15 protein-coding genes and 1 pseudogene are annotated in these 26,660 nt (G+C 70.4%); 9 read left to right on the top strand and 7 right to left on the bottom strand.

Annotation, left to right across the window (positions count from 1 at the left end):
• Nucleotides 1-2: 2 nt before the first annotated feature.
• From ABZU69_RS03695 to ABZU69_RS03675, 5 genes are all read left to right on the top strand, one after another.
• Nucleotides 3-713, top strand: a complete 711-nt coding sequence (locus ABZU69_RS03695; protein WP_354962858.1) for an AAA family ATPase — start codon at nt 3-5, stop codon at nt 711-713.
• Complete coding sequence (locus tag ABZU69_RS03690; protein ID WP_354962857.1) at nt 680-2,170, top strand: AAA family ATPase; 1,491 nt, start codon at nt 680-682, stop codon at nt 2,168-2,170. The genes ABZU69_RS03695 and ABZU69_RS03690 overlap by 34 nt, the downstream gene beginning before the upstream one ends.
• Nucleotides 2,157-6,158, top strand: coding sequence for an AAA domain-containing protein (locus ABZU69_RS03685; protein WP_354962856.1), 4,002 nt, complete (start codon nt 2,157-2,159; stop codon nt 6,156-6,158). Before ABZU69_RS03690 ends, ABZU69_RS03685 begins: the two co-directional genes overlap by 14 nt.
• Before the next feature lie 120 nt (nt 6,159-6,278).
• A complete protein-coding gene (locus ABZU69_RS03680) occupies nt 6,279-9,353 on the top strand; it encodes a DUF3427 domain-containing protein (protein ID WP_354962855.1) in 3,075 nt (1,024 codons plus the stop codon).
• A 266-nt stretch (nt 9,354-9,619) separates the two neighbouring features.
• Nucleotides 9,620-10,522 carry a hypothetical protein gene (locus tag ABZU69_RS03675; protein ID WP_354962854.1) on the top strand — a complete coding sequence of 301 codons (903 nt, stop codon included), beginning with the start codon at nt 9,620-9,622 and terminating at the stop codon, nt 10,520-10,522.
• Nucleotides 10,523-11,112: 590 nt separating this feature from the next.
• Here ABZU69_RS03675 and ABZU69_RS03670 read toward each other — a convergent pair.
• The 3 genes from ABZU69_RS03670 to ABZU69_RS03660 form a co-directional block, all read right to left on the bottom strand.
• Nucleotides 11,113-12,048 (bottom strand): replication-relaxation family protein, encoded by a 936-nt coding sequence (locus tag ABZU69_RS03670; protein WP_354962853.1) that lies wholly within the window; start codon nt 12,046-12,048, stop codon nt 11,113-11,115.
• 465 nt (nt 12,049-12,513) lie between these two features.
• Nucleotides 12,514-13,371 carry a DUF2637 domain-containing protein gene (locus ABZU69_RS03665; protein ID WP_354962852.1) on the bottom strand — a complete coding sequence of 286 codons (858 nt, stop codon included), beginning with the start codon at nt 13,369-13,371 and terminating at the stop codon, nt 12,514-12,516.
• A 1,587-nt stretch (nt 13,372-14,958) separates the two neighbouring features.
• Complete coding sequence (locus ABZU69_RS03660) at nt 14,959-16,293, bottom strand: hypothetical protein (protein ID WP_354962851.1); 1,335 nt, start codon at nt 16,291-16,293, stop codon at nt 14,959-14,961.
• Nucleotides 16,294-16,596: 303 nt separating this feature from the next.
• On the opposite strand from ABZU69_RS03660, the gene ABZU69_RS03655 reads away from it, so the two are divergent.
• Nucleotides 16,597-17,682: an endonuclease/exonuclease/phosphatase family protein gene (locus ABZU69_RS03655; protein ID WP_354962850.1), complete on the top strand. Its 1,086-nt coding sequence runs from the start codon at nt 16,597-16,599 to the stop codon at nt 17,680-17,682.
• A gap of 96 nt (nt 17,683-17,778) precedes the next feature.
• On the opposite strand, the pseudogene ABZU69_RS03650 reads toward ABZU69_RS03655, so the two are convergent.
• A pseudogene (locus tag ABZU69_RS03650) lies at nt 17,779-19,116 on the bottom strand (nicotinate phosphoribosyltransferase).
• Between the two features lie 272 nt (nt 19,117-19,388).
• A complete protein-coding gene (locus ABZU69_RS03645) occupies nt 19,389-21,515 on the bottom strand; it encodes an MMPL family transporter (RefSeq protein WP_354962849.1) in 2,127 nt (708 codons plus the stop codon).
• Nucleotides 21,516-21,835: 320 nt separating this feature from the next.
• Here ABZU69_RS03645 and ABZU69_RS03640 point away from each other — a divergent pair, with 320 nt between their 5' ends.
• Both ABZU69_RS03640 and ABZU69_RS03635 read left to right on the top strand, forming a co-directional pair.
• Nucleotides 21,836-22,072 (top strand): hypothetical protein, encoded by a 237-nt coding sequence (locus tag ABZU69_RS03640; RefSeq protein ID WP_354962848.1) that lies wholly within the window; start codon nt 21,836-21,838, stop codon nt 22,070-22,072.
• Nucleotides 22,069-22,254, top strand: coding sequence for a hypothetical protein (locus tag ABZU69_RS03635; RefSeq protein ID WP_354962847.1), 186 nt, complete (start codon nt 22,069-22,071; stop codon nt 22,252-22,254). Before ABZU69_RS03640 ends, ABZU69_RS03635 begins: the two co-directional genes overlap by 4 nt.
• Nucleotides 22,255-22,443: 189 nt before the next feature.
• Here the strand turns inward: ABZU69_RS03635 and ABZU69_RS03630 are convergent, their stop codons facing one another.
• Both ABZU69_RS03630 and ABZU69_RS03625 read right to left on the bottom strand, forming a co-directional pair.
• Nucleotides 22,444-23,088, bottom strand: coding sequence for a response regulator transcription factor (locus tag ABZU69_RS03630; protein ID WP_354962846.1), 645 nt, complete (start codon nt 23,086-23,088; stop codon nt 22,444-22,446).
• Complete coding sequence (locus tag ABZU69_RS03625; RefSeq protein ID WP_354962845.1) at nt 23,040-24,350, bottom strand: histidine kinase; 1,311 nt, start codon at nt 24,348-24,350, stop codon at nt 23,040-23,042. Before ABZU69_RS03625 ends, ABZU69_RS03630 begins: the two co-directional genes overlap by 49 nt.
• Nucleotides 24,351-24,501: 151 nt before the next feature.
• Here ABZU69_RS03625 and ABZU69_RS03620 point away from each other — a divergent pair, with 151 nt between their 5' ends.
• Complete coding sequence (locus ABZU69_RS03620) at nt 24,502-26,595, top strand: MMPL family transporter (protein ID WP_354962949.1); 2,094 nt, start codon at nt 24,502-24,504, stop codon at nt 26,593-26,595.
• The last annotated feature ends 65 nt before the right edge of the window (nt 26,596-26,660 follow it).

Genomic DNA, 26,660 nt, shown 5'->3' with positions numbered 1-26,660 from the left:
GTATGGCCCCGGACCAGTCCCTACTTGACCAGGTTTTCGGCCGATTAGCTGAGGACAACGTCGCCGACGATGTCGTAGATCTTGTGCTCGCCGCATACGTCGGGGACGACCAACTCGCCGCAGTCCTCGCCGGAGAGCCCGTCGACCTGCCGGAGCGGGATCCCTCCACTCGGCCCCGTCCCCAGCCGCTCTACCTGGAGTCCATCACCGTCGCCGGTTTCCGGGGCGTCGGTCCACAGCAGAGCCTCCGGCTGCGGCCGCACGCCGGCCTCACCCTCGTTGTCGGCCGAAACGGCTCTGGCAAGTCGAGCTATGCGGAGGCCGTGGAGCTCGCCCTCACCGGTGAAAGCGCGCGCTGGGCCGATCGCAACAGCGTCTTCAAAGAGGGCTGGCGCAACCTGCACTGCGGCTCGCCCTGCGAGATCGAGGTCATGCTGCGGGCCGAAGGAGCCGCGAAACCCATTCGAGTACGCCGCTCCTGGCGCGATGACCACACCGGGGCGCACCAGGGGGTCGGCCAGGTCCTGGCAGATGACGGGAACCGCTACGCGAACACCGCGGAACTGGGGTGGCAGCAGCCCCTCGATGCCTACCGTCCGTTCCTCACCGCGAGCGACCTCGCTCGGCTCGTCACCTCCACGCCAGTGGGCTCTTCGACGCCATGGCCCCGATTCTTGGCATGGACCCGATCGTCGACGCCGACAAGCGGCTGATGCGAATGCGCAAGGATCTGAGTGATCAGGTCTCGGCCGTCAAGACGGCGCGGGAGGCGCTGCGTACCGCGCTCGTTGGCGTCGACGACCAGCGGGCGCAGGCGGCAGTCGCGCTCCTCGCGAAGCGTGCTCCCGACCTCGAGGCACTCGACCAGTTGCTCGCCGACGCCGGTAGCGACACCAACGATCCGGTCGCCGTCGCGGCCCGCCGCCTGGTCGCAGTCGCGCTGCCCGACGCGGCATACGCCACCGAGGTGGCCGATGAGCTCACCGCAGCGGCGGCGCACGTCGCCGACCTTTCCGCTACCCGCGCCGGCACGGCCGAGCAGGCAGCACAGCTGCTCCGGATGGCGGTCACCTTCCACGACGAACACGGCGACCGCCCGTGCCCCGTCTGCGGAATTGGCGCCCTGGACGCCGCCTGGCGCACTCGCGCCGGCGACACCATCCATCAGATCCAGCGCGAAACCGTCGCTGTCGAGGAAGGGTACCGGCGGCTCCAGGAGGCGCAGGCTCGGGCCGCGCGGCTGCTCGACCTGGACCGGCGAATCAGCAGCGACGACCTCGAGTCGTTGGCCAGCGCGCTCGACCAGCCTGATGTGGTGAAGCGGTTCCGCGCGAAAGCGGACGAGCTGCGCTCGGCCGCAGCCCAGCTCTCCTCCGACCAGCTCGCCGCGCACCTCCGGGCCGCCTATCCGCCGATGCTCGAGGCGTTCACCGAACTGCAGGATGAGACGAGCGCCTGGCTGCGACAGCGCCACGACGCCTGGCGTGAGCATGCCGTCTCGCTGCAGGACTGGCTGAATCGGGCGCGAGTCGGCGTGCAGAACGACGCAAAGCTCAAGCGGGTCAACGCCGCACGGGACTGGCTGAAAACTGCCATCGCGGAGCTGCGAGACCAACGGTTCGAACCCTTCGCCCAGCGCTCGCAGGAGATCTGGGACGAGCTCCGTCAGGAGAGCAACGTCGAACTGAGCGGGATGCGGCTCGACGGCACCAACACACACCGCAAAATCTCCTTCCCCGCCCGGGTCGACGGCACCACCACCTCCGCGATGGCCGTCATGAGCCAGGGCGAGCTCCAAGCCCTCGGCCTGTCCGTGTTCCTGCCTCGCGCCTGCGCCGACGACAGCCCGTTCCGGTTCCTCATTATCGACGACCCGGTGCAGAGCATGGACCCGTCGAAGGTCGACGGCCTGGCCCAGGTGCTCGCCAGCCTGGCGGAGACCCGCCAAGTCGTGGTTTTCACCCACGACAACCGGCTGCCCGAGGCGGTACGCCGGCTGCGGGCCGGATACACCTGGTCGGCGCTGTCCCGCGCCGGGCACCACCACTGCTACGAACTGGGTCTCACCGCAGGGGAACTGCGCCGGCTGCGGGAGATGGTGGCGACAATCATCAGCGACCTCGCCGCGGAGCAGGTCGTGCGGCAACGGGGAGTCGATGAGGATGCTTGACGTGGAGCGCCTGCGGCGAGTGGCAGCGGCCGCGGACCGCTGGGCCAAGTCGCTGATCGACACCTCCGGCAACAACCGGCTGCTGTACTACCGCGATCTGAAGGCCGGCACGCTAGCCCTGGCCGCCGCCGACCCGACGGCGGTCATCCGGCTGCTCTCCGGCAAGCCGCAGACCCTCGGCCAGCTCTTCCCGTTTCAGGAATCGCGTGCGGACGCGCAGCGCCGCCTTCGGAACATCCGGGCCAAGATGCGCGAGCTGTCCGAGGAGCGCGGTCTCGACGCCGGCTACGTCGTCACCGGCATGGCGAGCTGGCGTGAGCCGGACCGCACACCCCGCGCACCGGTGATCATGCACCCGCTGCAGATCGACGCGACGACCGCTACCGAGACCGACTTCCGGCTACGGGTCGAAGCCTCGCCCATCGTCAACCCGGTGCTGCTGTTCAAGCTGGCCCGTGACTACGGCGTGACCATCACCGAGGACGAGCTACTGGCCGAGCTGCCCGAAGCTGGTTTCGCGCCAAGCGAGCTGCTCACCCGACTCAATCGTGCGGCATCGCGGGTGCCGGAGTTCGTCGCCGCCTCGACGCAGGTCATCGGCACGTTCCTCTACGAGAAGCTGCCGATGGTGCAGGACATCGAGAAGAACGGCGAGCTGCTGGCCGAGAGCGATGTGATCGCCGCGCTCGCCGGCGACGTCGCGGCCGGCACCTCGCTGGCCTCACCGGTCTCGGTCACTCCCGCGACTCCGGACACCGTCCCGCTCGGTAACGAGTTCCTGGTGCTGGACGCCGACTCCTCGCAGAGCTACGCGATCAACGCGGTCGTCGCCGGCCAGCATCTCGTCATCAAGGGTCCCCCGGGCACCGGCAAGAGTCAGACGATCGCGAACATCATCGCCGCGCTCGCCGCGCGCGGCAGTACCACGCTCTTCGTCGCCGAGAAGCGGGCCGCCATCGACGCGGTGCTCAACCGCCTTACCTCCGTCGACCTGGACGACCTCGTCATCAACCTGCACGGCGGCGGAACCAGCCGCCGCGAGCTGGCCCAGGCGCTGGGCAGCCGCTTGCAGCGCATCGCACAGGAGCGGCAGCCGCAACTGCAGGACCTCGGCCGGCAACTACTCGCCCGGCGGGAGCAGCTCGTCGCCCACGGCCACATGCTGCACCGGCGGCACGCGCCGTGGGACATGTCGGCGTACGAAATCCAGGAGCGACTGATCGCGCTTGGGGCCGGCGCCCGCACGGCATTCCGTTGGCGGGCGCCGATGCTTCAGCGGTTGGACCCGGCCATGGCCGAGCAGCTCTGGCGGGCCGTGGGCGAGCTGGCGCGTCTTGGCGCCTTTGACCGGTCCATGCCATCCAGCCCGTGGCAGGCCGCGACCGTCGCGGCGACAGCGGCGGTCCCAGAGGTCATGGCGGCGGCCGGGCAGACCGCCTACGAGATCCTCCCCGAAACGCAACAGTTGCTGCGCACGCTGACCGGTGACTGTGGGCTGCGACCGCCGCAGACTCGGACGGCTTGGCGGGACCTGCTCGCCCTCGTCCACGACGTCACCGGGTCGCTGGACCGCTTCACGCCGGAGGTGTTCGCCGGCGACCTCGACCGCTGGATCGCCGCCACGGCCGACCGGCGCGGCCGGAAGTCGACCATGGTGTCGCTCGGTTGGCTGGAGCGGCGGGCGGCATTGAAGGAGGTCCGCGCCCTCTGGACCGGCCCAGACAAGCCTGCCCGCAAAGAACTACACACCGGTCTGCTCGCCGTGGCCGACCAGCGCGACCGTTGGCAGCGATGCTGCCAGAACGGCAGCCAGCCCCGCGGGGCCAACTGCCTGCCGGCGGCGCTCGCCAACGCGGATCACCTGGACCGGTCCCTGGCAGTGCTGGAAGCGGTTTTGCCCGCCACGTTCACCGATGCTCCAGAGCGGCTTCAGCAACAGCTCTCCGCCCTGGCCGGCGACCAGTTGGGGTTGCAGCGGGTGGCCCGGCACAACGAGTTACGGGCGGCGTTGCTGGGGTGGAATCTGCACGCGCTACTGTCCGAGCTGGCGGAGCGCCGGCCCGGCGCCACCGAGGCCGAGCGTGTGCTGGAGTACGCCTGGCTGCACTCCATCCTTGATCACATCGCCCTCACCGATGCCCGTTATGCGGGTCTAAACGCCGAGCTGCTCACGGCCGCCGTGAGCGACTTCCAGCGGGCCGATCATCAGCACATCGAAGCGACCCCCGGTCGAATCCGCCGCGCTGCGGCGGCTCACCTGGTCGCGACGCTCGACGCCAACCCGGAGCAGCAACAGCTCGTCCGCAAGGAGGCCGCCAAGAAGGCCCGGCACCTGCCCGTGCGGGAGCTGTTCCGGGCAGCGCCCGAGGTGCTGCTGGCCGTCAAGCCCTGCTGGGCGATGAGCCCGCTACTGGTGAGCCAGGTACTACCGGCGCAGCGCCTCTTCGACGTCGTCATCTTCGACGAGGCAAGCCAGGTCGAGCCCGTCGACGGCATCACCTCGATCATGCGGGGCCGGCAGATTGTGGTTGCTGGCGACGAACACCAGCTGCCGCCGACCCGGTTTTTCGACAGTGGCGACGACGACTCCGTCGCTGACGAAGACGGCGAGACGGCGCTGACCGACGACGTGGAGTCACTGCTCCAGGCCTTCGCCACCGCGCTCCCGCTGTCACAGAACAAGCACCTCGCCTGGCACTACCGAAGCCGGGACGAGCGACTAATCGCCTTCTCCAACCTGCACATCTACGCGCCGAACGGCAACGAGCTGGTCACCTTCCCGGGCGCCGCCACGGAGGGCTGCCTGACCCACGTCCTGGTCGACAACAACCCGCTCGGCTACGGGCCGGGCGACCGGGTGAGCGCCGAGGTGGACCGGGTCGTCGAACTGATCCTGGAGCACGCGGAAAAGCGCCCGGACGAGTCGCTGGGCGTCATCACCATGGGCATCAAGCACGCCGAGCGGATCGAAGCGGCCCTGCGTCGTTCGTTGATCGACCGCGGCGGCTTCGACGAATTCTTTCAGGAGCGGGGCAAGGAGCCCTTCTTCGTTAAGAGCATCGAACGGGTGCAGGGCGACGAGCGAGACGCGATCATTCTGTCGGTCGGCTACGGCAAAGGGCCGGACGGCCGGATGCTGTATCGGTTCGGGCCGATCAACAACAACGGCGGCCACCGACGCCTCAACGTTGCGGTGACTCGGGCGCGGCAGCGTGCCACGGTGGTCAGCTCGTTCAGCGCCCGCGACCTGGACCCGAACAAGCTCAACGCCCATGGCGCCAAGCTGCTGCGCAGCTACCTGGAGTACGCCGAGAGCCAGGGCGAGCGGCTGTCCGCCGTCGGCACCGCGCCCACACTCAATCCGTTCGAGGCGGACGTGCGCGACCGGCTGACGGCGGCCGGGATTCCACTCGTCGCTCAGTACGGCGCCAGTGGCTACCGGATCGACTTCGCCGCCCAGCATCCCGACCGGCCGGGCGAAATGGTGCTGGCGATCGAGGCAGACGGGGCCACCTACCACTCGTCGCCGACCGCCCGCGACCGCGACCGGCTGCGACAGGAGCACCTGGAGCGGCTCGGTTGGCGCTTCCATCGCATCTGGTCCACCGCCTGGTTCCGGAATCGGGACCAGGAAGTCGCGCGGGTGAAGGCGGCCTACGACGCAGCCGTCGCCGAGGCGAGCCGACCGGCGTCGGTCAAGCGGCCGGTCGTGCGGCCACGGTCGGAGAGTGCCCCGCCGTCTCCCACCGAACCAATCCGAAACATGCCGAAGCCCCAGCTCTACCCGGGCGCCCCCATCACCGAGTACAGCCGAAGGCAGCTCGCCGGCTTGGTGGCGTGGATCAATAGCGACGGGCGTCTGCGTACAGAGGAGCAGATCATCACGGAGGCGATGCAGGAATTGGGCTTCCGCCGCCGGGGTCAGCGCATCAACGCCGCCATTCGGCTCGCGATCCAGGACGCGCGCAACAGTGGGACGCCTCGCTAGGAGTCAGGAGAGACGCGCGGAGATGGTGGGCGGGTCCGTCTGCCAGAACAGTCATCGGGTTAGCGTTCGCGCCTCGTGTCGGGGCACCGGGGACGCCTGCGAGAAGGTTAGGTTGCCGGGATGACGGATCTTGAGCGGGGCATCTACGAGCACCTGATCACCCAGCAGCTCGCCGACCAGCTCCACCGCGTCGATCCCGCCCTGATCCAGCACCGCGCCCTAGACGCTGCTGACTCACACGGCCCCCTCACCCGTCACCTCGCCGCCCTGATCAGCCGCGCTCTCCAAGCCGTCCCTGGCGGCGGCGACAAGCTGCACCACCAGGTCGAGCTGACCAACCGCATCGCCGAAGCCATCGCCGTCCTCAGCCCGGCCGCAACAAATCACAACGACCAGGTAGCCGACGCCAAAAACCTCCTACACGCCATCGCCGCCCCGCCCACCCCGCCGGCGCAACCGACCTTTCCGCAGCGCCCGACCACCCCGATCTCCACCGGCGCTCTCCTGGTGAACGGCAAGCACCAGCCCCGCATCGGCCACGAGGTCACCCACGAGATGGCCTCCGCAGAGCACGTCGACCTGCTCTGCGCCTTCATCAAGTGGCACGGCCTGCGCATCGTCGAGCCCGCCATCCGCGACCTGATCCGACGCGGCGGCCGACTCCGTGTCATCACCACGACCTACATGGGCGCGACCGACCAACGAGCCCTCGACCGACTCGCCGAGCTGGGCGCCGATATCAAGGTCTCCTACGAGACCCGGACGACCCGACTGCACGCCAAGGCGTGGCTGTTCCGTCGAACCAACGGCACCACCACCGCGTACGTGGGCTCCTCAAATCTCTCGAAGTCGGCGCTGGTCGACGGGGTGGAGTGGAACGTCCGGATCTCGAACATCGAGCAGCCGCACGTCATCGACACCTTCACCGCGACGTTCGAGGACTACTGGAACGACCCGGCGTTCGAGGAGTACGACGCCGCCAAGGACGCTGAGCGGCTCCGGCAGGCGCTCAGCGGTGAGCGCGCTGACGACGTGCCGACGCAGATCGCGAACCTGGATGTGCGGCCGTACCCGTATCAGGCGGAGATCCTGGCCGACCTGGATGCGGAGCGGCAGGTGCACGGCCGGCACCGCAACCTGGTCGTGATGGCGACGGGCACCGGCAAGACGGTGGTGGCAGCGCTGGATTACCGGCGGCTACATCGGGCAGGCCAAGTCGACTCGCTGCTCTTCGTCGCGCACCAGGAGCAAATCCTCAAGCAGAGCATGTCGACGTTCCGCCAGGTCATGGGTGACGGCAGCTTCGGCGAGATGCTGGTCGGGGGCAAGGAGCCGACCCACTGGACGCACGTCTTCGCCTCAATCCAGTCGCTGCACCGCCGGGAGATCAACCCCGACGCGTACGACATGGTGATCGTTGACGAGTTCCACCACGCGGAAGCGCCGACGTACGCCCGGTTGTTGGAGCGGCTGCGGCCGCGCGTACTGCTGGGACTGACGGCGACCCCCGACCGGGCCGACGGCGGTGATGTGCGTCGGTGGTTCGACGGCCACGCGGCGGTGGAGCTGCACCTGTGGGACGCGCTGGAGCGGCAGTTGCTGGCGCCGTTTCAGTACTTCGGAGTGCACGACGACGTAGATCTGTCGCACCTGCGGTGGAAGCGCGGGCAAGGGTACGACCCGGCGGAGCTGGACGGCCTCTACACCGGCAACCACGCGCGGGCACGAATGGTGCTGAAGGCGGTACAGGACACGGCCGACGTGGGTCGGATGCGGGCGCTCGGGTTCTGCGTAAGCATCGGGCACGCCGAGTTCATGGCGGACTGGTTTACCCGGCACGGCGTACCCTCGGCGGCGGTGACCTCGCGGGCGGACCGCACGACGCGGGACGGCCTGCTGCGGGAGTTCAAGGCCGGCAAACTCCGCGTGCTGTTCACCGTCGACCTGTTCAACGAGGGTGTCGACCTGCCGATGGTCGACACGATCCTGATGCTGCGGCCCACCGAAAGCGCGACGATCTTCCTTCAGCAGCTCGGCCGTGGGCTGCGGCTCGACGACGACAAACCCTGTCTGACGGTGCTCGACTTCATCGGCGGCCAGCACGCCAACTTCCGCTTCGACCTGCGGTGGCGGGCACTGACCGGGGTCAGCCGTCGGGCCGTCGAGGCGGCCGTCCGGGACGGCTTCCCGTCGCTGCCGAGCGGCTGCCACGTCGAGCTGGACCGAGTGGCGAAAGAGGTCGTGCTCGCCAACCTGAAGTCGGCCCTGCCGACCTCGAAGAACGGCCTGGTGGCGGAGCTGCGGCAGCTCGGTGACGTGAGCCTGGCCGAGTTCCTGCGGGAGACCGGCCTGGAAGTCGAGGACGTCTACCGGTCGGCGAGCATCGGCGGGTGGGCCGGGCTGCGGCGGCTCGCCGGCATCGAGACCTCGACCGCCGGGCCGGACGACCGCGAGCTCGGCCGGGCTATCGGGCGAATGTTGCACATCGACGACGTGGACCGGCTGTCCCTGCTGGCGCGGGTCGCGGGCGGCGAGCACCCTGGCCGCGGACGGCTGCTGGACATGCTGCACTTCAGTCTCTGGGGGCCGTCGGTGTCGCTGACCGAGCGCGATGCCCGGCTGAAGCGGCTCTGGGGGGAGCCGGCGCGCTGCGCGGAGCTACGCCAGGTCGCCGAGGTACTGCGGGACCGAATCCACCGGGTGACGGTCACGCCGCAGCCGGGCCGGGTACCGCTGCGGGTGCACGCCCGCTACAGCCGCAACGAGGCGTGCGCGGCCTTCGGAATGGCGAACCCGGGGTCGCTGCGCGAGGGAGTGAAGTGGCTTGAGTCGGAGCAGGCGGACCTCTTCTTCGTCACCCTGGTCAAGTCCGAGGAGCACTACTCCCCCACCACGATGTACGCCGACCGGGCCATCACCGACAGCCTGTTCCAGTGGGAGTCGCAGAGCACCACGTCGTCTGCGTCGGGGACCGGGCAGCGCTACATCCAGCACGCCGAGCGCGGGTCGACGGTGCACCTGTTCGTCAGAGAGACCAAGCTCGCCGACCGCGACCTGGGCGCGCCGCCGTACCTGTACGCCGGACCAATGACGTACCAGGAGCACACCGGCGAACGGCCTATGCGGATTCTCTGGCGGCTGCACCACCCGCTCCCCGCCAACACGTACGCCGCCGCCCGGGCCATCGCCGCATGACCTCCGACAGCGGGAGATGCACGATTCGTGACGCGAGTCCATAGGCTCTCCTGCAAACTGGCACTTTCGTCGCCCGAATGGGCCTACCCCTGTGCCTGAAAGATCGCTAGGTTCCGCTGGTGCAAATGCGTCTGGGGCCTGCCCAACTCCTGGTTGCCGCCCTGCTACTCGTGCCCGGTATAGCCGCGACATCGTGTTCGAGCATCACCAACCGAGTCGGGGACTTCCCACACACTTGGGTAGGTGCGGACACCACGAGCGCGGTCATGATTCAAATTACCCGGCAGGCAGGCACCCTCTCGGGAACGCTGGACCAGAGCAGCCTGGACAGCGCCGACCCGACCACGACGAAGTCGACGCACGCGGCCTTCACGGGCACGATGGACGGCGAGGCAATGACCCTCAGCTTTCCCCAGGGGCTCGGATTCGTCACCAACCTTTCCGGCACGGTGTCCGGCTCGGAGTTGACGCTGCAGGTGCCGCAAGACGACGGCTCGACCGCCCCACTTACGCTCGCACCGGCGTCCACCGACGCCTACAACCGCAAGGTTGCGGAGGTGCAAGCGAAGGCTGATGCCAACCTGGCAGATCGACAGGCGGTTGCGGCGAGTGCAGCCGCAGCAGCTTCTCTGCAAGAAAGCCGGCAGCAGATCGCAAAGGCAGCTGAAGCTGTGGCGCAGGACGCCGCGGCCGTACGGGATGGACTTGCGAAGCCGCCCTCCTTCTCAGATTTTGAAAGGGACTTGACCGCCGCAAAGCAGGACCTGGCGAGCGCGAAGACCAACGCCGCGAAGGCTACTAGGGAGCAGGACGAGTCGTCGGCGTGCAGCGACGCCTACAGTGCCGAGAGCGATGCCTACAGCGTCGAGAGCGACTCCTACAGCATCGACAGCGACTTGAGCAGCCTGACCAGCGACATCCAAGCGCTTAAGGACGCTGCTACGCGGCTCGGCCATGATCTATCCGCATTTCAGCAGGCCGCAGTTGCGCTGCCCGGGTACACACCGCCTAACGCACCAGATGCCGACCAGGTTAAGGATCTCCTGAATCAGGTATCGGTGAAGACTGCGGCTTGGAAAAAGAAGGGGGCCAGCTATCAAGACGAGGTCGCCAAGCTCCTGAAGGAGGCTAGGGCCATCGCTGCTCAAGCCCAAAAAGACCACTGTTAACCAGTCGGCATTCGCTGCCGCGCCTCAGCTGTTGAGGTACGCGAGCACTGGGCAGTTCCGATCATCACCATCGGCTGCCAGGCGACGCCCGGTGAGAAGTATGCCGTGCGCCGCTACGGCGACTCGACCGCCTGCCGGTTGCCGAGGAAGACTCGCGTGTCGTACGGACGCACGGCCGTCATCAGATCACCGAACGTGCCGGCGGTGCGCTGCGCGTACCAGCTGAAGATCGCTGGACTGCTCCGTCCGGAGACGGCGGCGGGTCGGCGGCGGTGGAGGGCCGCGGACTGTAACTTCGGTGGCCGCGGAGGAGAAGACGTGCGCCGGTCACAGGGACTCACAGCGCGAGTTGCTAGATGTGAGTGCGCGGTCGGTCTCGGGGTCTGTCTGTCGTTGGCGACCGCCGCCGGCAGACCTGGACCGGCGGCGAGGCGTCTGCCTCGCCTCCGCCGCGCGGTCCGGACCGTCGCCTCAGTGCGGGCCGCACGGCGGGCGGGGGCCGTCGCCCCGGGGGTTGCGCGGGTGTGGGCGGGTTCGGCGGCGTGTGGGGCCACCAGGCCACCGCACGCGCCGCCTGATCCGCCCGCTGATCAGGCGGTCCTACCTTCTTGATCGGACACGGCGTGGGTGGGGAACTCGTCGTCGTGGTCGGTGTCGGTGTAGGGCAGGTCGATGAGGCGGTGACGGCCGCTACTGTCGGCCCGTTGCCAGACCTGGTCAGCGGGGCTGGCATCGAGTGCGGCACGCAGCTCGGTGGTGGTGGTGGCGATGACCGTCTTCAGGTTGATGCCGGCGACGCGGTGGTGCAGGTTCGCCTCGCGGCGGGCCGAGGGTAGATGGAACAGCACCGGCCACGCCCAGTTGCTGAGGCAGACCAGCCGTTCGTACTTGGCGATTTTCTCGGTGAGGATGTCGAGGCGTTCGCGGCCGGTGTCGTACTCGAGAAAGAACGGCACGGACCGTCCGTGCTCGGTCCACACCCCGGCGCCGTCCGGGCGGGGCAGTCCGCTCGGACCGTGGACCATCATCTGCGGGTTGCCGCCTCGGCGGTAGAACACGCCGGGCTCGTGGAAGGCGGACGCGGGCTGCCACCGGTCCAGGGCCGTGTCGGGGTGGGAGCGGGCATGGGCGGCGAGGTCGATGAAGACCTGGTTGCCGCCGAGCAGGTGCGGCAGGTCCGGCCGGGCGGTCAGGGACTGCTTCCGGCGGCGGGCCTGGTCCCGGCGTGGTCGTCCAAGCCCGCGTTGGGCGTGGACGTGGTCGTAGCCGAGCTGGTCCAGGACGTAGTGGTACGGGTAGGAGCCGCCGTAGGCCCGGTTGGGTCGAAACCGGTCTGTCGCACACAGGACGGTGAGGCGACGTAGCCGGCGTTGAGCGAAGTCCACGGACGGGAACAGCGCGGCCCCGATCTGATCGGTGGTGAGCACGCCGTGGTCGTAGAGCCAGCCGAGGAGGCGGTCGTCGCGGGCGGTGATGCTGGCCTGTAGACGCAGCAGCGGGTCCGGAGCCAGTAGCGGTTTACGCATGCGCTGCCCCTGGGGGGACACCCCACACATGAGGGTGTGTCTGGAGCCGGCCCGCACTCCTGAAAGGGGGCCTGACCTGGGCTGTAGGCGGGATCGGCGGGTCGGTTTGGGGGTCAGGATCAAGGCGGACGGTGCAACGGAGACCGACACCGACGTCGACACGGCCGGCCACACCGGTTCCGCCTTGACAGTGGCTTGAAAGCGAGTACGCCGCAGGTCGGTGACGACTCTGGTGGCGCGGGTGAGGGTCGCTGAGCTGGGTCAGCATGCTTGTTGCTCCTTCGAGGATCCGAACAGGGCGATGGAGAGCAAGATGTGCACTGGTCGCCCTACCGTGACGGGCGGGCCGGTGTTCGCTCTGCCAGGTCGGGTCAGGTTTTGTCAGGAGACGGGCTTCCTGACAGACCCGTGTGCTGGTCTCACGGCGACGGCTATGGCTGACAGAGGTCGCAGATTGTGGTTCTGTCACGCGGCCTCCCGGTGTGACAGGTCCGGCGCGGGTGCGGTGCTCTCGCCGCGCAGGACGCGCACGAGTGCTGAGGCGGTGGCGTTGGACAGTTGGTGCCCGTCCGCGCGCAGCTGTCCGGCGAGGGCCTTGCGGGACAGGGGTGTTCCGTGGGCGTCGAGGGTGCGGGCGGCGGTGCGGGCGGCCGGGACCAGCGCGGCGGTCCCCGGGCCTCGGTCCCGGACCGGCGTGTCCTCGGCCCGTCGGTCCGGGACCGCCGGGTCCTGGTCCGCCGGCGCGGGGACCGCGGCGGTGCAGTCCCGGACCGCTTCAGTGCTCGCGGGGACCGGCAGTGGCGGTGCGGGGACCGGCTCGCGGGTGTCCGGGACCGCGGCGTCCGCGACCAGCGGCGGTCCTGGGGCGACCCGCGTGGGGCGGGCGGTGCGGTCGGGTGGGGCAGGGTCGGCGCGGCCGAGGGCGATCTTCACCATCGTCAGGAAGCCGAGCGCCGGCAGCGCGGCGGCGATCCAGCCGATCGCCGACGCCTCCGCCTCCACCACCTGGGCGGCGAGGGACAGGAACACCGCCACTGTCAGGACGGTCGCCGGGAAGGCGACGCTGGTGCCCACGCGCCGGTTGCGGCGCAGTTCCAGACCGGCGGCGATCGAGGTCAACTCCAGCACGACCGCATCGGCCCAGGCGAGCCAGCCCGGCTGGCCGTGTGCCGCCGCGACGTCATGCACGTGCCGGAAGGAGGCCGCGCCGGCCGCGCCGCCGATCAACAACATGATCAGCACCTGGATGCGGTTTTCCAGCCGCTCCCGCCCCGACCGCTGATCGGTGGGGACGTCGTGGGATCGCTGTTCAGTTGTCGCCAACGGCCCACCTCCCATGGTGAGGTAGCACGTGTGCAATCTTGACTACCGTCGTCGTACAGGGGCGGACCGACCTGGCAGTCGGCTTCGTGTGATTGATGTGGGTTGATGTCATGTTCGTGCTCCAGTTGAATGATGTTCAAGGTGCGGGCGATGTGGGGTGCAGTCCAGGCCCGCTCGGATCAGGGCTTGGGCCGGCGCGACCTGCCGACTGACGCCCGTCCGGGCGGAACCCCTCCTGTCATACGCAGGGGCAGGCACCAGGGCAGCAGGCGTCGCCACAACCGGCACAGCAGGCTGCGGTCAACAGGCGGACACGGGGGGCGGACGGCCAAGCCGAGCCACAAGGGGTCAGGACTCTCGCCACCGGCAGCGCTCGACAAGCGCCATGGTGGTGCGGCGGCTCAACTCGCCGACGAACGATCCTTCATGTGGGGCCTCCTTCTCTCGACGGTCCCAGCACCGTCGGCGCGAACAAGAGCAGGCAACCCGACTCTGGGAGTGCCTGCCCGCCTCTTTCTGGCCGACCGCGCCAGCCGGCAGTGCGGGAACGTGTATCCAGTACGCCCCGCGAACACCGTCGAGTCAACCCCCAATTTCACGCGGATCGGCCACGGAGCCTTGACGTCAGTCCGGTGGAGTGTTAGCCAGTCCGTTCCTATTGCTCGCAGTCCGCCTGGTCCGCCCAGTCATGGGCGAAAAACCTAGATCTGGCCACCTGGCGGGACGGGGATCTCATCGAATGGACGAGCGTGAGTCGGGGACGAGTGGATCTGTCGCCATCGCGGGCGTGGGTGGTGGGTCTCAGTCCTCGCTCAGCCTCAGCCGCCGTCGTTGTTCGGATCGCCACACGGCGGCACAACGGCCAAGTGATCCACTGCCACCAAACTTAGGCGGCTGCGCTGCGGGTGCGGACTGCTGACGGCTGCCGCGCCCGGCACCGCGCTCGTTCGGGCATACGCCATGCGCCGGCGGGTATGCGCGGCGGATGCGCGCCGGCGAGGTGACCCGGCTCTACCACCACCAGACGAACCAGTGTCGCGGCGGCCGGCCGCCGGGTGTCCCGCGGTTCGTCCCAATGGACCCGAGCAACCGTCCCCAGCCGCTCAAACGCCACCTCGGGACGCCGGTGCACCCCCTGCCCCGCGACCTACCGCCGACCGGGGCGCCGGCCGCGGTGACCCTGTCCGGACGGGTACCGCCGAGCAACCCGACCATCGACCGCGAACTCCTCGCCCGCCTGCTGTTCTACTCAGCCGGCGTCACCCGAACCGCCGGAGACAACCTCTGGTTCCGCGCCGCCCCCTCGGCCGGCAATCTCCACCCCCTCGAGATGTACGCGGTGGCCAGCGAGGTCGCCGGGCTCGACGCCGGGCTATACCACTTCGCGACGGAAGTGTTCGGCCTGGAGGCACTCGCGGCCGGGGACCACCGCCCGGCGCTGGCCGACGCCACCACCGACCCGGACGTCGGGCCACCCCGCTCGCCCTCGTCGTCACCGGCCTACCTTGGCGAACCGCGTGGAAGTACGCCGAACGGGGCTGCGGCACGTCTACTGGGACGCCGGGACAGGGTGAGGGCATGGACGGGTCAGGCGTACACGGGGTGTCGGGTGCCACCGTGGTCAGCGCACGGCCCGCCTCGTACGCCGGTCATGCTGACCAGGCCGTCGTCGCACTGCACCACGTAGCCCTTGCCGTTCCAGAAGGTGGGCACGCAGTCGAACCAGTCGCAGACGTCCGCGGCCGGGTCGTTGATGTAGGAGCCGCCGCAGTAGTTGTAGCCGTACGGGTTCTGCGGTGCGCCGCAGAGGTCCACCGGGGTCGGGCTCGGCGAGCCGGTGGACGGACTCGGGCTACCGACACCGGTGCTGCTGGCCGACGGCCACCCGGAGGGTCTGGTCGGTGAGGCACCATCGGTCGGGCCCGGTCCAGGAGAGGTGACCGGCCCGGAACCGGGCCCCGGCGCCGTAACGGGACCGGACGTGCCGGGCGCGGTGGTGGCGTCCCGCTGCGGACCAGCGGTGGGAGCGGTGGAGCTCAGCGGCGCGCCGACGGCGGTGGTCGGCGAGGGGTCATCCGGGTCGGTCGAGGCCGCGCCGGTGCGGCCGTCGAAGTCCATTCCGACCACCGGGCGGTCCGTCGCGGACCAGCGGACCGCGCCCACGACCCCCGCCAGGGCGACCAGGACCGCGACGGCGGCGACCAGCGCCGGACGGGCGAGGCGGGCGGCGGCCGGGGCCTCGACGGGCGTGGCCGGTGTCGGTGCCGCCGGCCGGGTACGCCAGTGCGCCACCACCGCCTCGTCGAGCCGGTCCAGGAGCGCGTCCCGCTCCCCGACGGCCTCGGCGTACGCGACGGTGAGTCGCAGCCGGAAGTCGGACGCCGCCGTCGGCGGTACCCGTACTCCCCGGATCCTGCCCGGCCCGTGCTCGTGCAGCAGGGTCAACGGCTCCGCCGGATGGTGTGCCACCCCGGTCAGCTGCCGGTACGGCCACTCCCGGACCCCGAGGCGCCCGATGAGGATCAGCCGCCGGTCGGTGACCACCGCCATGCCGGCGTCGACCACCGCGACGCCCTTCGTCAACCCGCGTAACCGGACCGAGTCCCCGAGGGGAACGACGGCCAGCTCCGGTGCGGGCAAGCCGGCGGTGTGCCGAGCCGTCACCTCGAGGAGTTCCGCGCCGGACTGCACGGTGGCCACTTCCTCGTCGTGGTCGAGGGCCACCGGCAGCCCCACCGGCGTCTCCGCCCGCGGCTCCGGTTCCTCGGCCCGCGCGCAGAACTGCCGTAGCTCGATGTCGCGTCGCCGCCACGCCTCGACGGCGGTCTCGTACGCCGTGCGCCGCCGCTCGTTCTCTCGGTTGACCCACCGGGCCCGCCAGCCCACCGCCGTCCCGTCCGTCGCCACCGGGTCGCCTCTCATCGCGAAGGGATTCCGGGTCCACCCGGTACAACGGCGCTCGGCGGCGCAGGACACGCCGTAGCCGACGACCGGTTCGGCTGGTTCCGTGGATACCGTCGAGTACCCGTACCGGTTGGCGGGTGGGGCCGAACCGCCGATGTCCGCGGCTGTCTCCGATCGCCGCGCGGCGATACGGTGCACGCACCGCCTCGGGCCGCGCCCCGCCGACAGGTCGCGACGCCGCCTCACGCGTCCCCATCCGCACCACCGGATCGATCTCACGTCCGACGCCGGCGTAGTCGCCGGGAGAGAGGATCGAAGAGGATGCTCCCGACACACACCACCTCCTGGCGAACGGCGAGGGTCACCCTCGCAGTCGCCATCGCCCTGGTCAGCCTCGGCGTTTTCGGCGCACCCGTCCACGCCGAAGGACAGTCCAAGGTCACCGTGATGACCCGGAACCTTTATCTGGGCGGCGATCTGACGCCATCCATCGGCGCGCCGACCCCAGGGGCGTTCCTGGCCGCGAACTCCGCGCTGTTGGGCCACGTCGACCTGGTCGACTTTCCCGCCCGGGCGAAGCTGCTCGCCCGGGAGATCACCGAGAACAAGCCGGACCTGGTAGGACTGCAGGAGGTCGCGCTGTGGCGCACCGGCACGTTCGCTGACCCCGCACCTGCCACCGAAATCCGTTACGACTACCTGGCGCTGCTCATGGGCGAGCTGAGCCGCTCCGGTCACGCGTACGACGTCGCGGTCGTACAGACCGAGGCCGATCTGGAGGCGCCGGCGGGCGCGCCGCACTTCCTCGACGTACGGCTCACGATGCGCGACGTGATCCTGGTGCGTCACGGCGGGCGGGTGAAGGTGACCGACTCCTCGTCCGGCACCTTCACCAACAACCTCACCTTCACGCTCGCGGCAACGAACGGGACCGTGACCAGCACCCGCGGTTGGACCGCGGTGGACGTGGTGCACGGGCAACGCCCGTTCCGGTTCGTGAACACCCACCTGGAGGCCTTCCACGCCGGTGTCCGGGTACTGCAGGCGCGCGAGCTGCTGGCCGGCCCCCTCGCCACGGCACCGGGTGACGTCCTCCTCGCCGGGGACCTCAACACAGGCCCCGACCTGCCCGTCGCCGAGAACCGGCTCGCCTACGCCGCGCTGGTGGCCGGCGGGATGCGGGACACGTGGCAGATCCTGCACCCTGACGAACCCGGCTACACCGCGGGTCTGGGCGACGACCTGAACCAACCCGCCGACGCCGTCGAACACCGCATCGACATGGTCCTGTTCCGGGGGGCGGTCGTTCCCGTCTCGAGCCTCATCTTCGGCACCGAGCGGCAGACCCCCGACGGCCGGTGGGCATCGGACCACCTCGGCTACCTGGCCGTGCTGGCCTTGCGGTAGCGCGAACGCTGCTCCGGGCTGGCGCCGACGCGCCAGCCCGGGGCTGCCACGGGCCCGCCGCGATGACCGCCCCGACGCGTCCGCCCGGCCTGGCTGTCAGTAGGTCCCGCCGCGCGCCACCTGCGGGGCCACCCGTTCGTGCAGCGCGGCGAGGGCCGGGCTGACGGAGGCGGTGAGCGGCGCCGGGTCCGCCAGCCGACGTGCCGGGTCCGGTAGCCAGGCGAGGTCCGCGTCGAACCGGCCCCGCGCGGCGCGTACCTCACCGGCCGGGTCGGCGACGGCCAGGCGACGGCCGCCGCGCATGACCGGCACGAGCAGCGGCTCGCGGTCGCCCGGCGGCGGTTCGTCGCGCAGCCCCACCACGTCGCCGCTGGCACCGGTGGCATCGCGGAAGACCTGCTTGGGACCGGGCAGGGTGGCCTTGCCGGGCGACAGCTTGAGCACCGGCCGGTCGCCGACGGCCACCAGCTTGTAGGCGCTGTCCAGGGACGGCGCCTACAAGCTGCCCATGCGGGTGCCGACGCCGTACGCGTCGATCGGTGCGCCCGCGGCGACGAGCGCCGCGATGACATCCTCGTCGAGGCTGCCGCTGGCCAGGATCTGGGCCTGAGTCAGCCCGGCGTCGTCGAGGATCGCGCGGGTCTGCACGGCGAGCGCGGCGAGATCTCCGGAGTCGAGCCGCACGCCCACCGGGCCGGTCAGTCCCAACTCCGCGATGACCTCGACGGCGGCTCGCACTCCGGCGGGCGTGTCGTAGGTGTCGACGAGGAACACCGGGTTCGTCGGGAAGTCGGTCGCGAACGCGCGGAACGCGGCGCGCTCGTCGGGGAACGCCTCGACGTACGAGTGGGCCATGGTCCCGGACGGCGGCAGTCCGTACCGTCGAGCGGCCTCGACGTCGCTGGTCGCGGCGAAGCCGGCGATCGCGGACGCCCGGGCCACGGCCGCGCCGGCCTCGATGCCTTGGGTGCGGCGGAACGCGTAGTCGACCAGCTGCGCGTCGCCGGCCGCGAGGCGGCATCGGGCGGCCTTGCTGGCGATCGTGGTGTGGAAGGTGATGAGGTTCAGCACGCCGGTCTCCACCAGCTGCGCCTCGGCGATCGGCGCGGTGATCTCCAGCAGGGGTTCGTCGGCGAACACCACGCGGCCCTCCGGCACGGCCCAGACATCACCGGTGAACCGCAGCCCCGCGAGCGCTGCCAGCGTCGCTTCGTCGAGCCCGACGGTGTCGCGCAGGTAGCCGAGTTCACCCTCGTCGAACGCGAAGCCCTCCAGGAACGCCAGCGCCTCGGCCAGCCCGGCGGCCACCAGAAAGCCACGCTGCGGCGGTAGGCGGCGGACGAACAGGCTGAACGTCGCACGCTCCACCATGTCCCGGCGCAGGTAGCTGGCCGCCATCCGCAGCTCGTACAGGTCGGTACGCAGCCCGGTCACGATTCCTCCATCGGCACTGGGCACGGTCAACGGGCCGGCATCGTGGTGATGCCAACCCGTCGGGTCCGGGGCGGACGCAGGCTGGGGCGTCCGGCCCCCGGCATCCGAGCCAGCACGCCGCGAGGCAGCAGTTGGGCGCGGATACCCCTCCCGGTCACCGGTACACCTGACGGCGGTGAACACACCGGCCACACCGCCTCGCCGGGGTCCGCATGCCGCCGCCCGCCACTCGGCGCGCACCGCGTCGAGACCCTGCGCGTTGACGACTCGCGCTACTCCTTCGCAACGGTCGCCGGCTCCGGCGGCGTGCGCGGCCCGCTGACCCGCCGCTCGTCGCCGTGCCCCGGCCACCACGCCTTGTGCCCGATCAGCGCGGTCAACGCCGGAACGAAGAACATCGACATGACGAACGCCGACAGCACGATGCCGATCGCCACCGCGAAGCCCATCTGCTGCAGGAACGAGATCGGCGCGAGCAGCAGCACCGCGAACGTCCCGGCCAGGATCAGCCCGGCTGCCGCGACGGTCGGGCCAGCGTGTTCCACGCCGATGGCGGCGGCCTCGTGCGGCTCGTTGCCTTCCCGCGCCTCCTCGCGTAGTCGGGCGATCATCAGGATGTTGTAGTCCGTCCCGATCGCCACCACGAAGAGGTAGAGGATGATCGGCAGCTGGAAGGTGACACCGGGCTCGCCCTGCAGCCCTTGGAAGAGGTAGACCGTGGCGCCCAGCGTGGCGGCGAAGTTGAGCAGCACCGCGATCACGAGGTAGATCGGCGCGACCAGGCTGCGCAGCAGCAGCGCGAGGATGAGCGCGATCAGGCCGGCCGCGACCGGCAGGATCACCGACAGGTCGCGGTTGTTCGCCGAGTTGATGTCCGCGAAGATCGCGGTGGTCCCGCCGACCAGCGCCCGGGTGCCGGGCGGGGCCGCCGCGTGCACGGCACCGCGCAGGTCCTCGCGGACGAGGGTGATCGCCTCGTTGGAGACCGGGTTCTCGTCGAGCAGCAGGTTGACCCGGGCCACACTCGGGTCGGTGCTGCGCTCCGGGGGCTGCGCCTGGCCCACACCCGGGGCTTTCGCCACAGCCGCCGCGAAGTCGTTGACCTGCTGCTCGGTCAGCTGCGACCCGTTACTGGTGGTCAGGTAGACCTCGGTAGGGGCGAGCGCACCGGCGGCGAACCCGCGCTGCAGGTCCTTCGCGGCCTTCGCCGACTCGGTGTCCTGCGGGAAGCCGGCGCTGAAGTCGTAGTCGGCCTTGTAGCCCAGCACGCCCGCGGCGAGCGCGACCAGGACGACGCCGGACGCCGCCGCGACGAGCGCCGGCCGGCGCCCGACGACGGCGCCGAGCCGGTGCGACAAGGTGGCCTTGGGCGCACGCTGCCACGCCTTCGACGGCCAGAAGACGTAACGACCGAGCAGCGAGACGACCGCCGGGACGAGAGTGAGCGAGGTGACCAGCATGACGCCGACCGCGATCGCGAGCGCCGGGCCGAGCGAGCCGAAGAAGCCCAGGGAGGCCAGGAGCAGCACGAGGAACGCGACGATGACCGCCCCGGCGGCCGACGTGATGACCTCGCCGACCCGCTGGACGGAGACGATCATCGCGGTGCGCTTGTCGTCACCGGCGCGCAGCCGCTCCCGGTAGCGGAAGAGCAGGAACAGGATGTAGTCGGTGCCGATGCCGAACAGCACGATCAGCAGGATCGTCTGCAAATCCTGACTGACACTGAGATCGAATGCCTTGCCCGCGGCGGCGACGAGACCCGTCGTGATGCTCAGGACGACGCCGACGACCACCACGGGCAGCAGCGCGGCGATGGGGCTGCGGAAGATGATCAGGATCAGTCCGATGATCAGGATGATCGTCGCGACACCGACCACGGCGAAGGCACTGTTGAAGGTGTCCTCGTTGTCGACGAAGCTCGCCACGTCGCCGGCCACGCCCGCGGTCAGCCCACTGTTCGCCAGCTCCGGGCCGATGTCCGACCGCAGATCGCGTACGGCGTCGAGCAGCGCCGGATCGTCGGGGGTGGGGGCATCGAGCCCGACATTGATGATCTGCACCGACTTGTCCGGCGCGACCGCGAGCGGACCTGTCAGGTAGCCGGACGTGTGCGGGATGTTCTTGACCTTGAGCGACTGAGCGAGCTGGCCCACCCTCGCCTCGTCCGCCGGCCTGAGCTTCTGCCCGTCGGCGCGCTTGACCACGATGATCGCCGTCGCGGTGGCCTGCTGCGGAAACGCCTTCTGCCCAAGCTCGGTGGCCTGCACGGACTCGTACGAGCGGGGCAGAAAGCTTTCCTGATCGGCGGAGGTGATATCGCTCAGCGACGGTGTGGTGGCGATGATGGCGGCTGCCGCGAGCACCCACCCGGCGATCACCCACCACGCTCTGCCCACAACGAATCTGCCCAGCCGCTCGAACATGGTTTCCCCCGAGTGTTCGGCACCACCGACGTCGGGGGCCTGGAGCGCCCAGGGCACCCGCCCGTCACTCTGCCGGGCAGGCTTCGCTACCCACTGTGCAGCCTACCGTCGCGTGGCACTCCTTTTCGGATGCTTGGGCTCCGGGGGCTCGGCGAGTTTCAGCTGTTCAGGTACGCGAGCACGGGGAACACCCGTCGATTGTTGTCATCGGACGGCGGCATACCCAGCTTGGTCAACTACCCGCCCGCGGCTACACCGCGCCGGAAAACCCGGCGAACCAGCCCGCTGACGAGATGCTGTTGCGGGCCCACCAGGCGCAGTTCGACGCCAAGGTGAACGGCGTGGACGGGTGGAGTTACATGGCCTCGGCCGCCCTGGCTAGAGGCGAACGGATGGGGCGCCTGCTGGTCGAGGTGCACACCGTGGGCAACCGGCTACCGGCCGAGCCGTGCGCGCTGGCCCAGCAGTTCTGGGGCATGCAGGGCGACTGCCAGCTGGTGGCGTCGGTGCGGCACAGGTCGGGGTGGTGATCCGGCCAGGCCGCGACGACCGGTTCGACCAGTGGGCGGCGTACCGGCACCCGGACGGTGTAGTGGTCTACGTTGCACAGCGCGCGAAGCTCGGCGACGACCCGCCGGCGCTGACCACGCTGCCGTTCTCCGTGCCGCAGCTGGCGGCCCTCGCCGTCGATGAACGGTTCCATCTCAAGTAGCGGGCCTTCGCAAGGGCTACTGCCGGGGACAAACAGCACCGCCAATCCTCATGCGATTTCTGTGAGGGCCGGTCGAGAGCGGCCGGCCCTCCGCGTTCCCTGGTCAGCCGACCTGCGCGCGGCGAGGTGGGCGAGCAACGCCCGCGCCCGGGCGTCGACCGGTCCGGCCGCGAAAGAGGTGTAGCTGCGTCAGCCGTTGAGGTACGCGAGCACCGCCAGCACCCGCCGGTTGTCGTCGTCCGACGGTGGCATCCCGAGCTTGCTGAAGATGTTGTTGATGTGCTTGCTGACGGCCTTCTCGGTGACGAAGAGCCGTCCCGCGATCGCCGCGTTCGACCGCCCCTCGGCCATCAGACCCAGCACCTCCCGCTCCCGGGCGGTGAGGTCGCGCAGTGGCTGCATGCCGGAGGTACGGGCCAGCAGTTGGGTGACCACCTCCGGGTCCATCACCATCCCGCCGCCGGCCACTCGGCGTAGCGCGTCGATGAATTGGCCGACGTTGGACACCCGGTCCTTGAGTAGGTAGCCGACTCCCCCGTTGCGGTCGGCGAGGAGTTCCCGGGCGTACAGCTGCTCGACGTGTTGGGACAGCACGAGGATCGGTAGCCCGGGCAGCTGCATCCGGGCCGCGAGGGCGGCTTGCAGGCCTTCGTCGGTGAAGGTGGGTGGGAGGCGCACGTCGACGACGGCGATGTCGGGGCGGTGCCGGGTGAGCGCCGGCAGCACGGACGGTCCGTCGGCGACGGCCTCGACGACCTGGTGTCCGTTCGCGTGGAGGATGTGCGTCAGCCCGTCCCGGAGGAGGGCAAGGTCCTCCGCGATGACAACTCGCACGGCAGCTCCATGGTCACGACGGTGGGTCCGCCGGGCGGACTGGTCACGGTCATCGTGCCATCGAAGGCTGCCAGACGGCGTCGTACGCCCGCCAGGCCGGTCCCTGCGTCCGGCGTGGCGCCGCCGCGCCCGTCGTCGCCGACCTCCGTGCGCAGCACACCGTCCCGGTGCACCAGAGAGACCCAGGCGCGCCGGGCGCCACTGTGCTTGGCCACGTTGGTGAGCAGCTCGGCCACCGCGAAGTACGCCGCGGACTCGACCGCCGCGGGCGGGCTGCCGGGCAGGTCCAGGTCGACGTCCACGTCCATGGGCGGCGCGACGGTGAGGGCGAGTGCCCGCACCGCCCCGTTGAGGCCGCGTTCGGCGAGTGCGGGCGGGTAGATGCCGCGGACGAGGTGGCGGAGTTCGGCGAGGGCGTGGCCGCTGGTCTCCTGCGCCTCGCTGAGCAGTCGCGCCGCCCGTGCCGGGTCGTTGGCCATGAGCTGCTCGGCCAGGCCGATGCTCATCCGCAGTGCGACCAGCCGGGCCTGCGCACCGTCGTGCAGGTCGCGTTCGATGCGGCGCAGCTCGGCGGCCTGCGTGTCGATGGTGTCGGCGCGGGTGGCGGCGAGGTGCCGGACCCGCAGGGCCAGCTCCTGCGCCCGGGTGGGGGCGAGGAAGAAACCGGCGAAGCGGAAGTGCAGCCACAGCAGCCCCGGTGCGACGGCCAGCCCGCCGGTGAGGATCAGCCAGCCCTGCGGCGCGGCCAGCCACGCCTTCGCGAGGTTGTCCATCGGCCAGAACACACCGTAGCCGTACCAGTCGATGCTCAGGTAGAGCACCAGCGGCACGAAGAGGGCGCCCTCCAGCCCGTACGTGGCCAGCGCGAAGGCGAGCAGGCAGGCGCCGCCGGTGACCGCGCCGGGGATCAGCCAGGCGAGGTCCCGCCAGGTCGCCGGGTCCGAGACCACCCACCGGAACCGCTGCCAGGTGCCGAGCCGCGCGCCGGCGGGCACCGGCGCGTACGGCGAAGCGATCGGCACGCCGGCGGACCGGCTCAGGCGCCGTTGCAGCGTCAGCGACAGCCGTACGAGCACGGTCACTGCGGGGAAGAGGGCGAACCCGATGCCGAGGGCGGGGATGAGCGCGAGGGAGACCACCGACAGCGCGAACAGCAGCACGTTGGTGGTCAGGCTGAACAGGGCCACAGCCAGGCCCTGCACGGCGGCGAGCGCGCCGGGCCGGATCTGCTGCCAGACGGTCGAGCGTACGGAGCGGTCCACGGCGTCATTCTCCGCCCGATGCGCCACCGGAATCGGTGGTGCTACCACCACCTGCCTTCGGGACCTGCCACCCCTGCCTTCCACCTGCGACGGCCGAAGGATCGAAGGCATGACCAGGCAAAAGGAAACCGCGCGGCACCGACTGGCCGCAATGCCGTCCGGCCGACGCAGCAAGTACGTGATGCTCGTCTTCTGGCTCGTCCTCGTCGCGGCGGCCGGGCCGCTGGCGATCAAGCTGACCGAGGTGCAGGACAACGACACCCTCGGCGCGTTGCCCGCCACCGCCGAAGCCAGCCGGGCGGCGCAGCGGGCCGAGGAGGCCTTCCCGGACTCGCAGAAGCCCCTGGCCGTCGCCGTCTACGTCCGCGAGAGCGGGCTCACCGACGCCGACCGCGCCAAGGTCGACGCCGACCGCACGGCGTTCGACCGGTACGCCGACGGCGGCCAGGTGCCCCCGCCGGTGGTCAGCGAGGACGGGCAGGCGCTGCTGGTCTCCTTCCCGGTCAGCGGGGACGCCGACCAGCGGGCCGACGCGGTGGCTGAGGTCAAGGAGCAGTTGGGTACGGACGCGCCGGCCGGCCTGCGGACCGCGCTCACCGGCCCGGCCGGCGGCGAGGACGACGTCTTCGACGCGTTCGCCGGCATGGACAGCACGCTGCTGCTGGCGACCGCGGCCGCCGTCGCGTTGCTGCTGCTCATCACGTACCGCAGCCCGGTCCTGTGGTTGATCCCGCTCATCACGGTCGCGGTCGCCAACCAACTCGCCAGCGCCGTGGTGTACCTGCTGGCCCGGCACGCAGGGCTGGCCGTGGACTTCCAGAGCCAGAGCATCCTGACCGTGCTGGTCTTCGGTGTCGGCGTGGACTACGCCCTGCTGCTCATCGCCCGCTACCGGGAGGAACTGCGCCGGCACGCCGACCGGCACGCGGCGATGGCCGTCGCGCTGCGACGGTCGATCGGCGCGATCGCCGCCTCGGCGGCGACCGTCGCGATCGGCCTACTGTGCCTGCTCGCCGCGCAACTGCCGTCCACCCGGGGGCTCGGACCGGTCGGCGCGATCGGGATCGTCGCGGCATTCCTCGCCATGACCACCCTGCTGCCGGCCGTGCTGGTCATCTTCGGGCGGTGGCTGTTCTGGCCGTTCGTGCCGCGCTTCGCACCGGACGCGGTCGGGCTCGACGTGGCGACCGAGCACGGAGTGTGGCGCCGGATCGCCGGTTTCGTCGGTCGGCGGCCCCGCGCGGTGTGGCTGGGCACGGCGGCGGCGCTGGTCGCCCTGAGCTTCGGTATCGGCAACCTCAGCATCGGCATGCCGCATGACGAGTCCTTCACCAAGGAGGTCGGCTCGGTCACCGGACAGCGGATGATCGAGGCGCACTACCCGAGGGGAGCCGTCGCACCCGCCGAGATCCTGGCCGCCGCCGGCCCGACCGACCAGGTGGTGGCCGCCGCCCGTACCGTGCCGGGGGTTGCCGCGGTGGGCGAGCCGGAGCGCTCGCCGGACGGGCGTTGGGTGCGCATCGCGGCGGTCTTGGCCGACACGCCGGACAGCGACGCGTCGCTGGACACGGTCGGCCGGCTCCGCGCCGCGGTGCACGCCGTGCCGGGTGCGCAGGCGCTGGTCGGCGGGGACACCGCGTACCTGCTCGACGAGGAGCGGACGGTCGGCCGGGACAACCGGGTCGTGGTGCCGCTGGTACTGGCGGTCGTCTTCGTCATCCTGGTGCTGCTGTTGCGCGCGCTGGTCGCGCCGCTGCTGTTGCTCGCGAGCGTGGTCCTGTCCTATGCCGCGGCGATGGGCGCGGCCGGGCTGATCCTCGACGCGATGGGCTACCCGAAACTCTTCGTCGGGATTCCGCTGCAGACGTTCCTGTTCCTCGTCGCCCTCGGCGTGGACTACACCATCTTCCTCGCCACCCGGGCTCGGGAGGAGACGGCGCGGCTCGGGCACCGGCAGGGCGTGCTGCATGCGCTGACCGTGACCGGCGGGGTGATCACCAGCGCGGGCGTGGTGCTGGCCGCCACGTTCGGCGCGCTCAGCGTGCTGCCGCTGGTGCCGTCCGTGCAGACGGCGGTCATCATCGGCGTCGGGGTGCTGCTCGACACGTTCCTGGTCCGCAGCCTGCTCGTCCCGGCGCTGGCGCTGCACATCGGTCCCCGCACCTGGTGGCCGAGCGCCCTGGCGCGGCCAAGGATCCGGCCGGTCGCGGCGCCGCCGACCGAGCAGGCAACGGCGGCGTCGTAGGAATCCCCCGGGAGTCGGCAGCCCTGGATAGGCCGGTCCGAGCACCCGTGCGACGAGCGGGGTGG

The sequence above is a fragment of the Micromonospora sp. NPDC005206 genome (assembly GCF_040608175.1).
In the GTDB taxonomy this organism is placed as follows: Bacteria; Actinomycetota; Actinomycetes; order Mycobacteriales; family Micromonosporaceae; genus Micromonospora.
The sequence above is the reverse complement of the archived record's forward strand: the minus strand, read 5'-3'. Positions and strand labels throughout refer to the sequence as shown.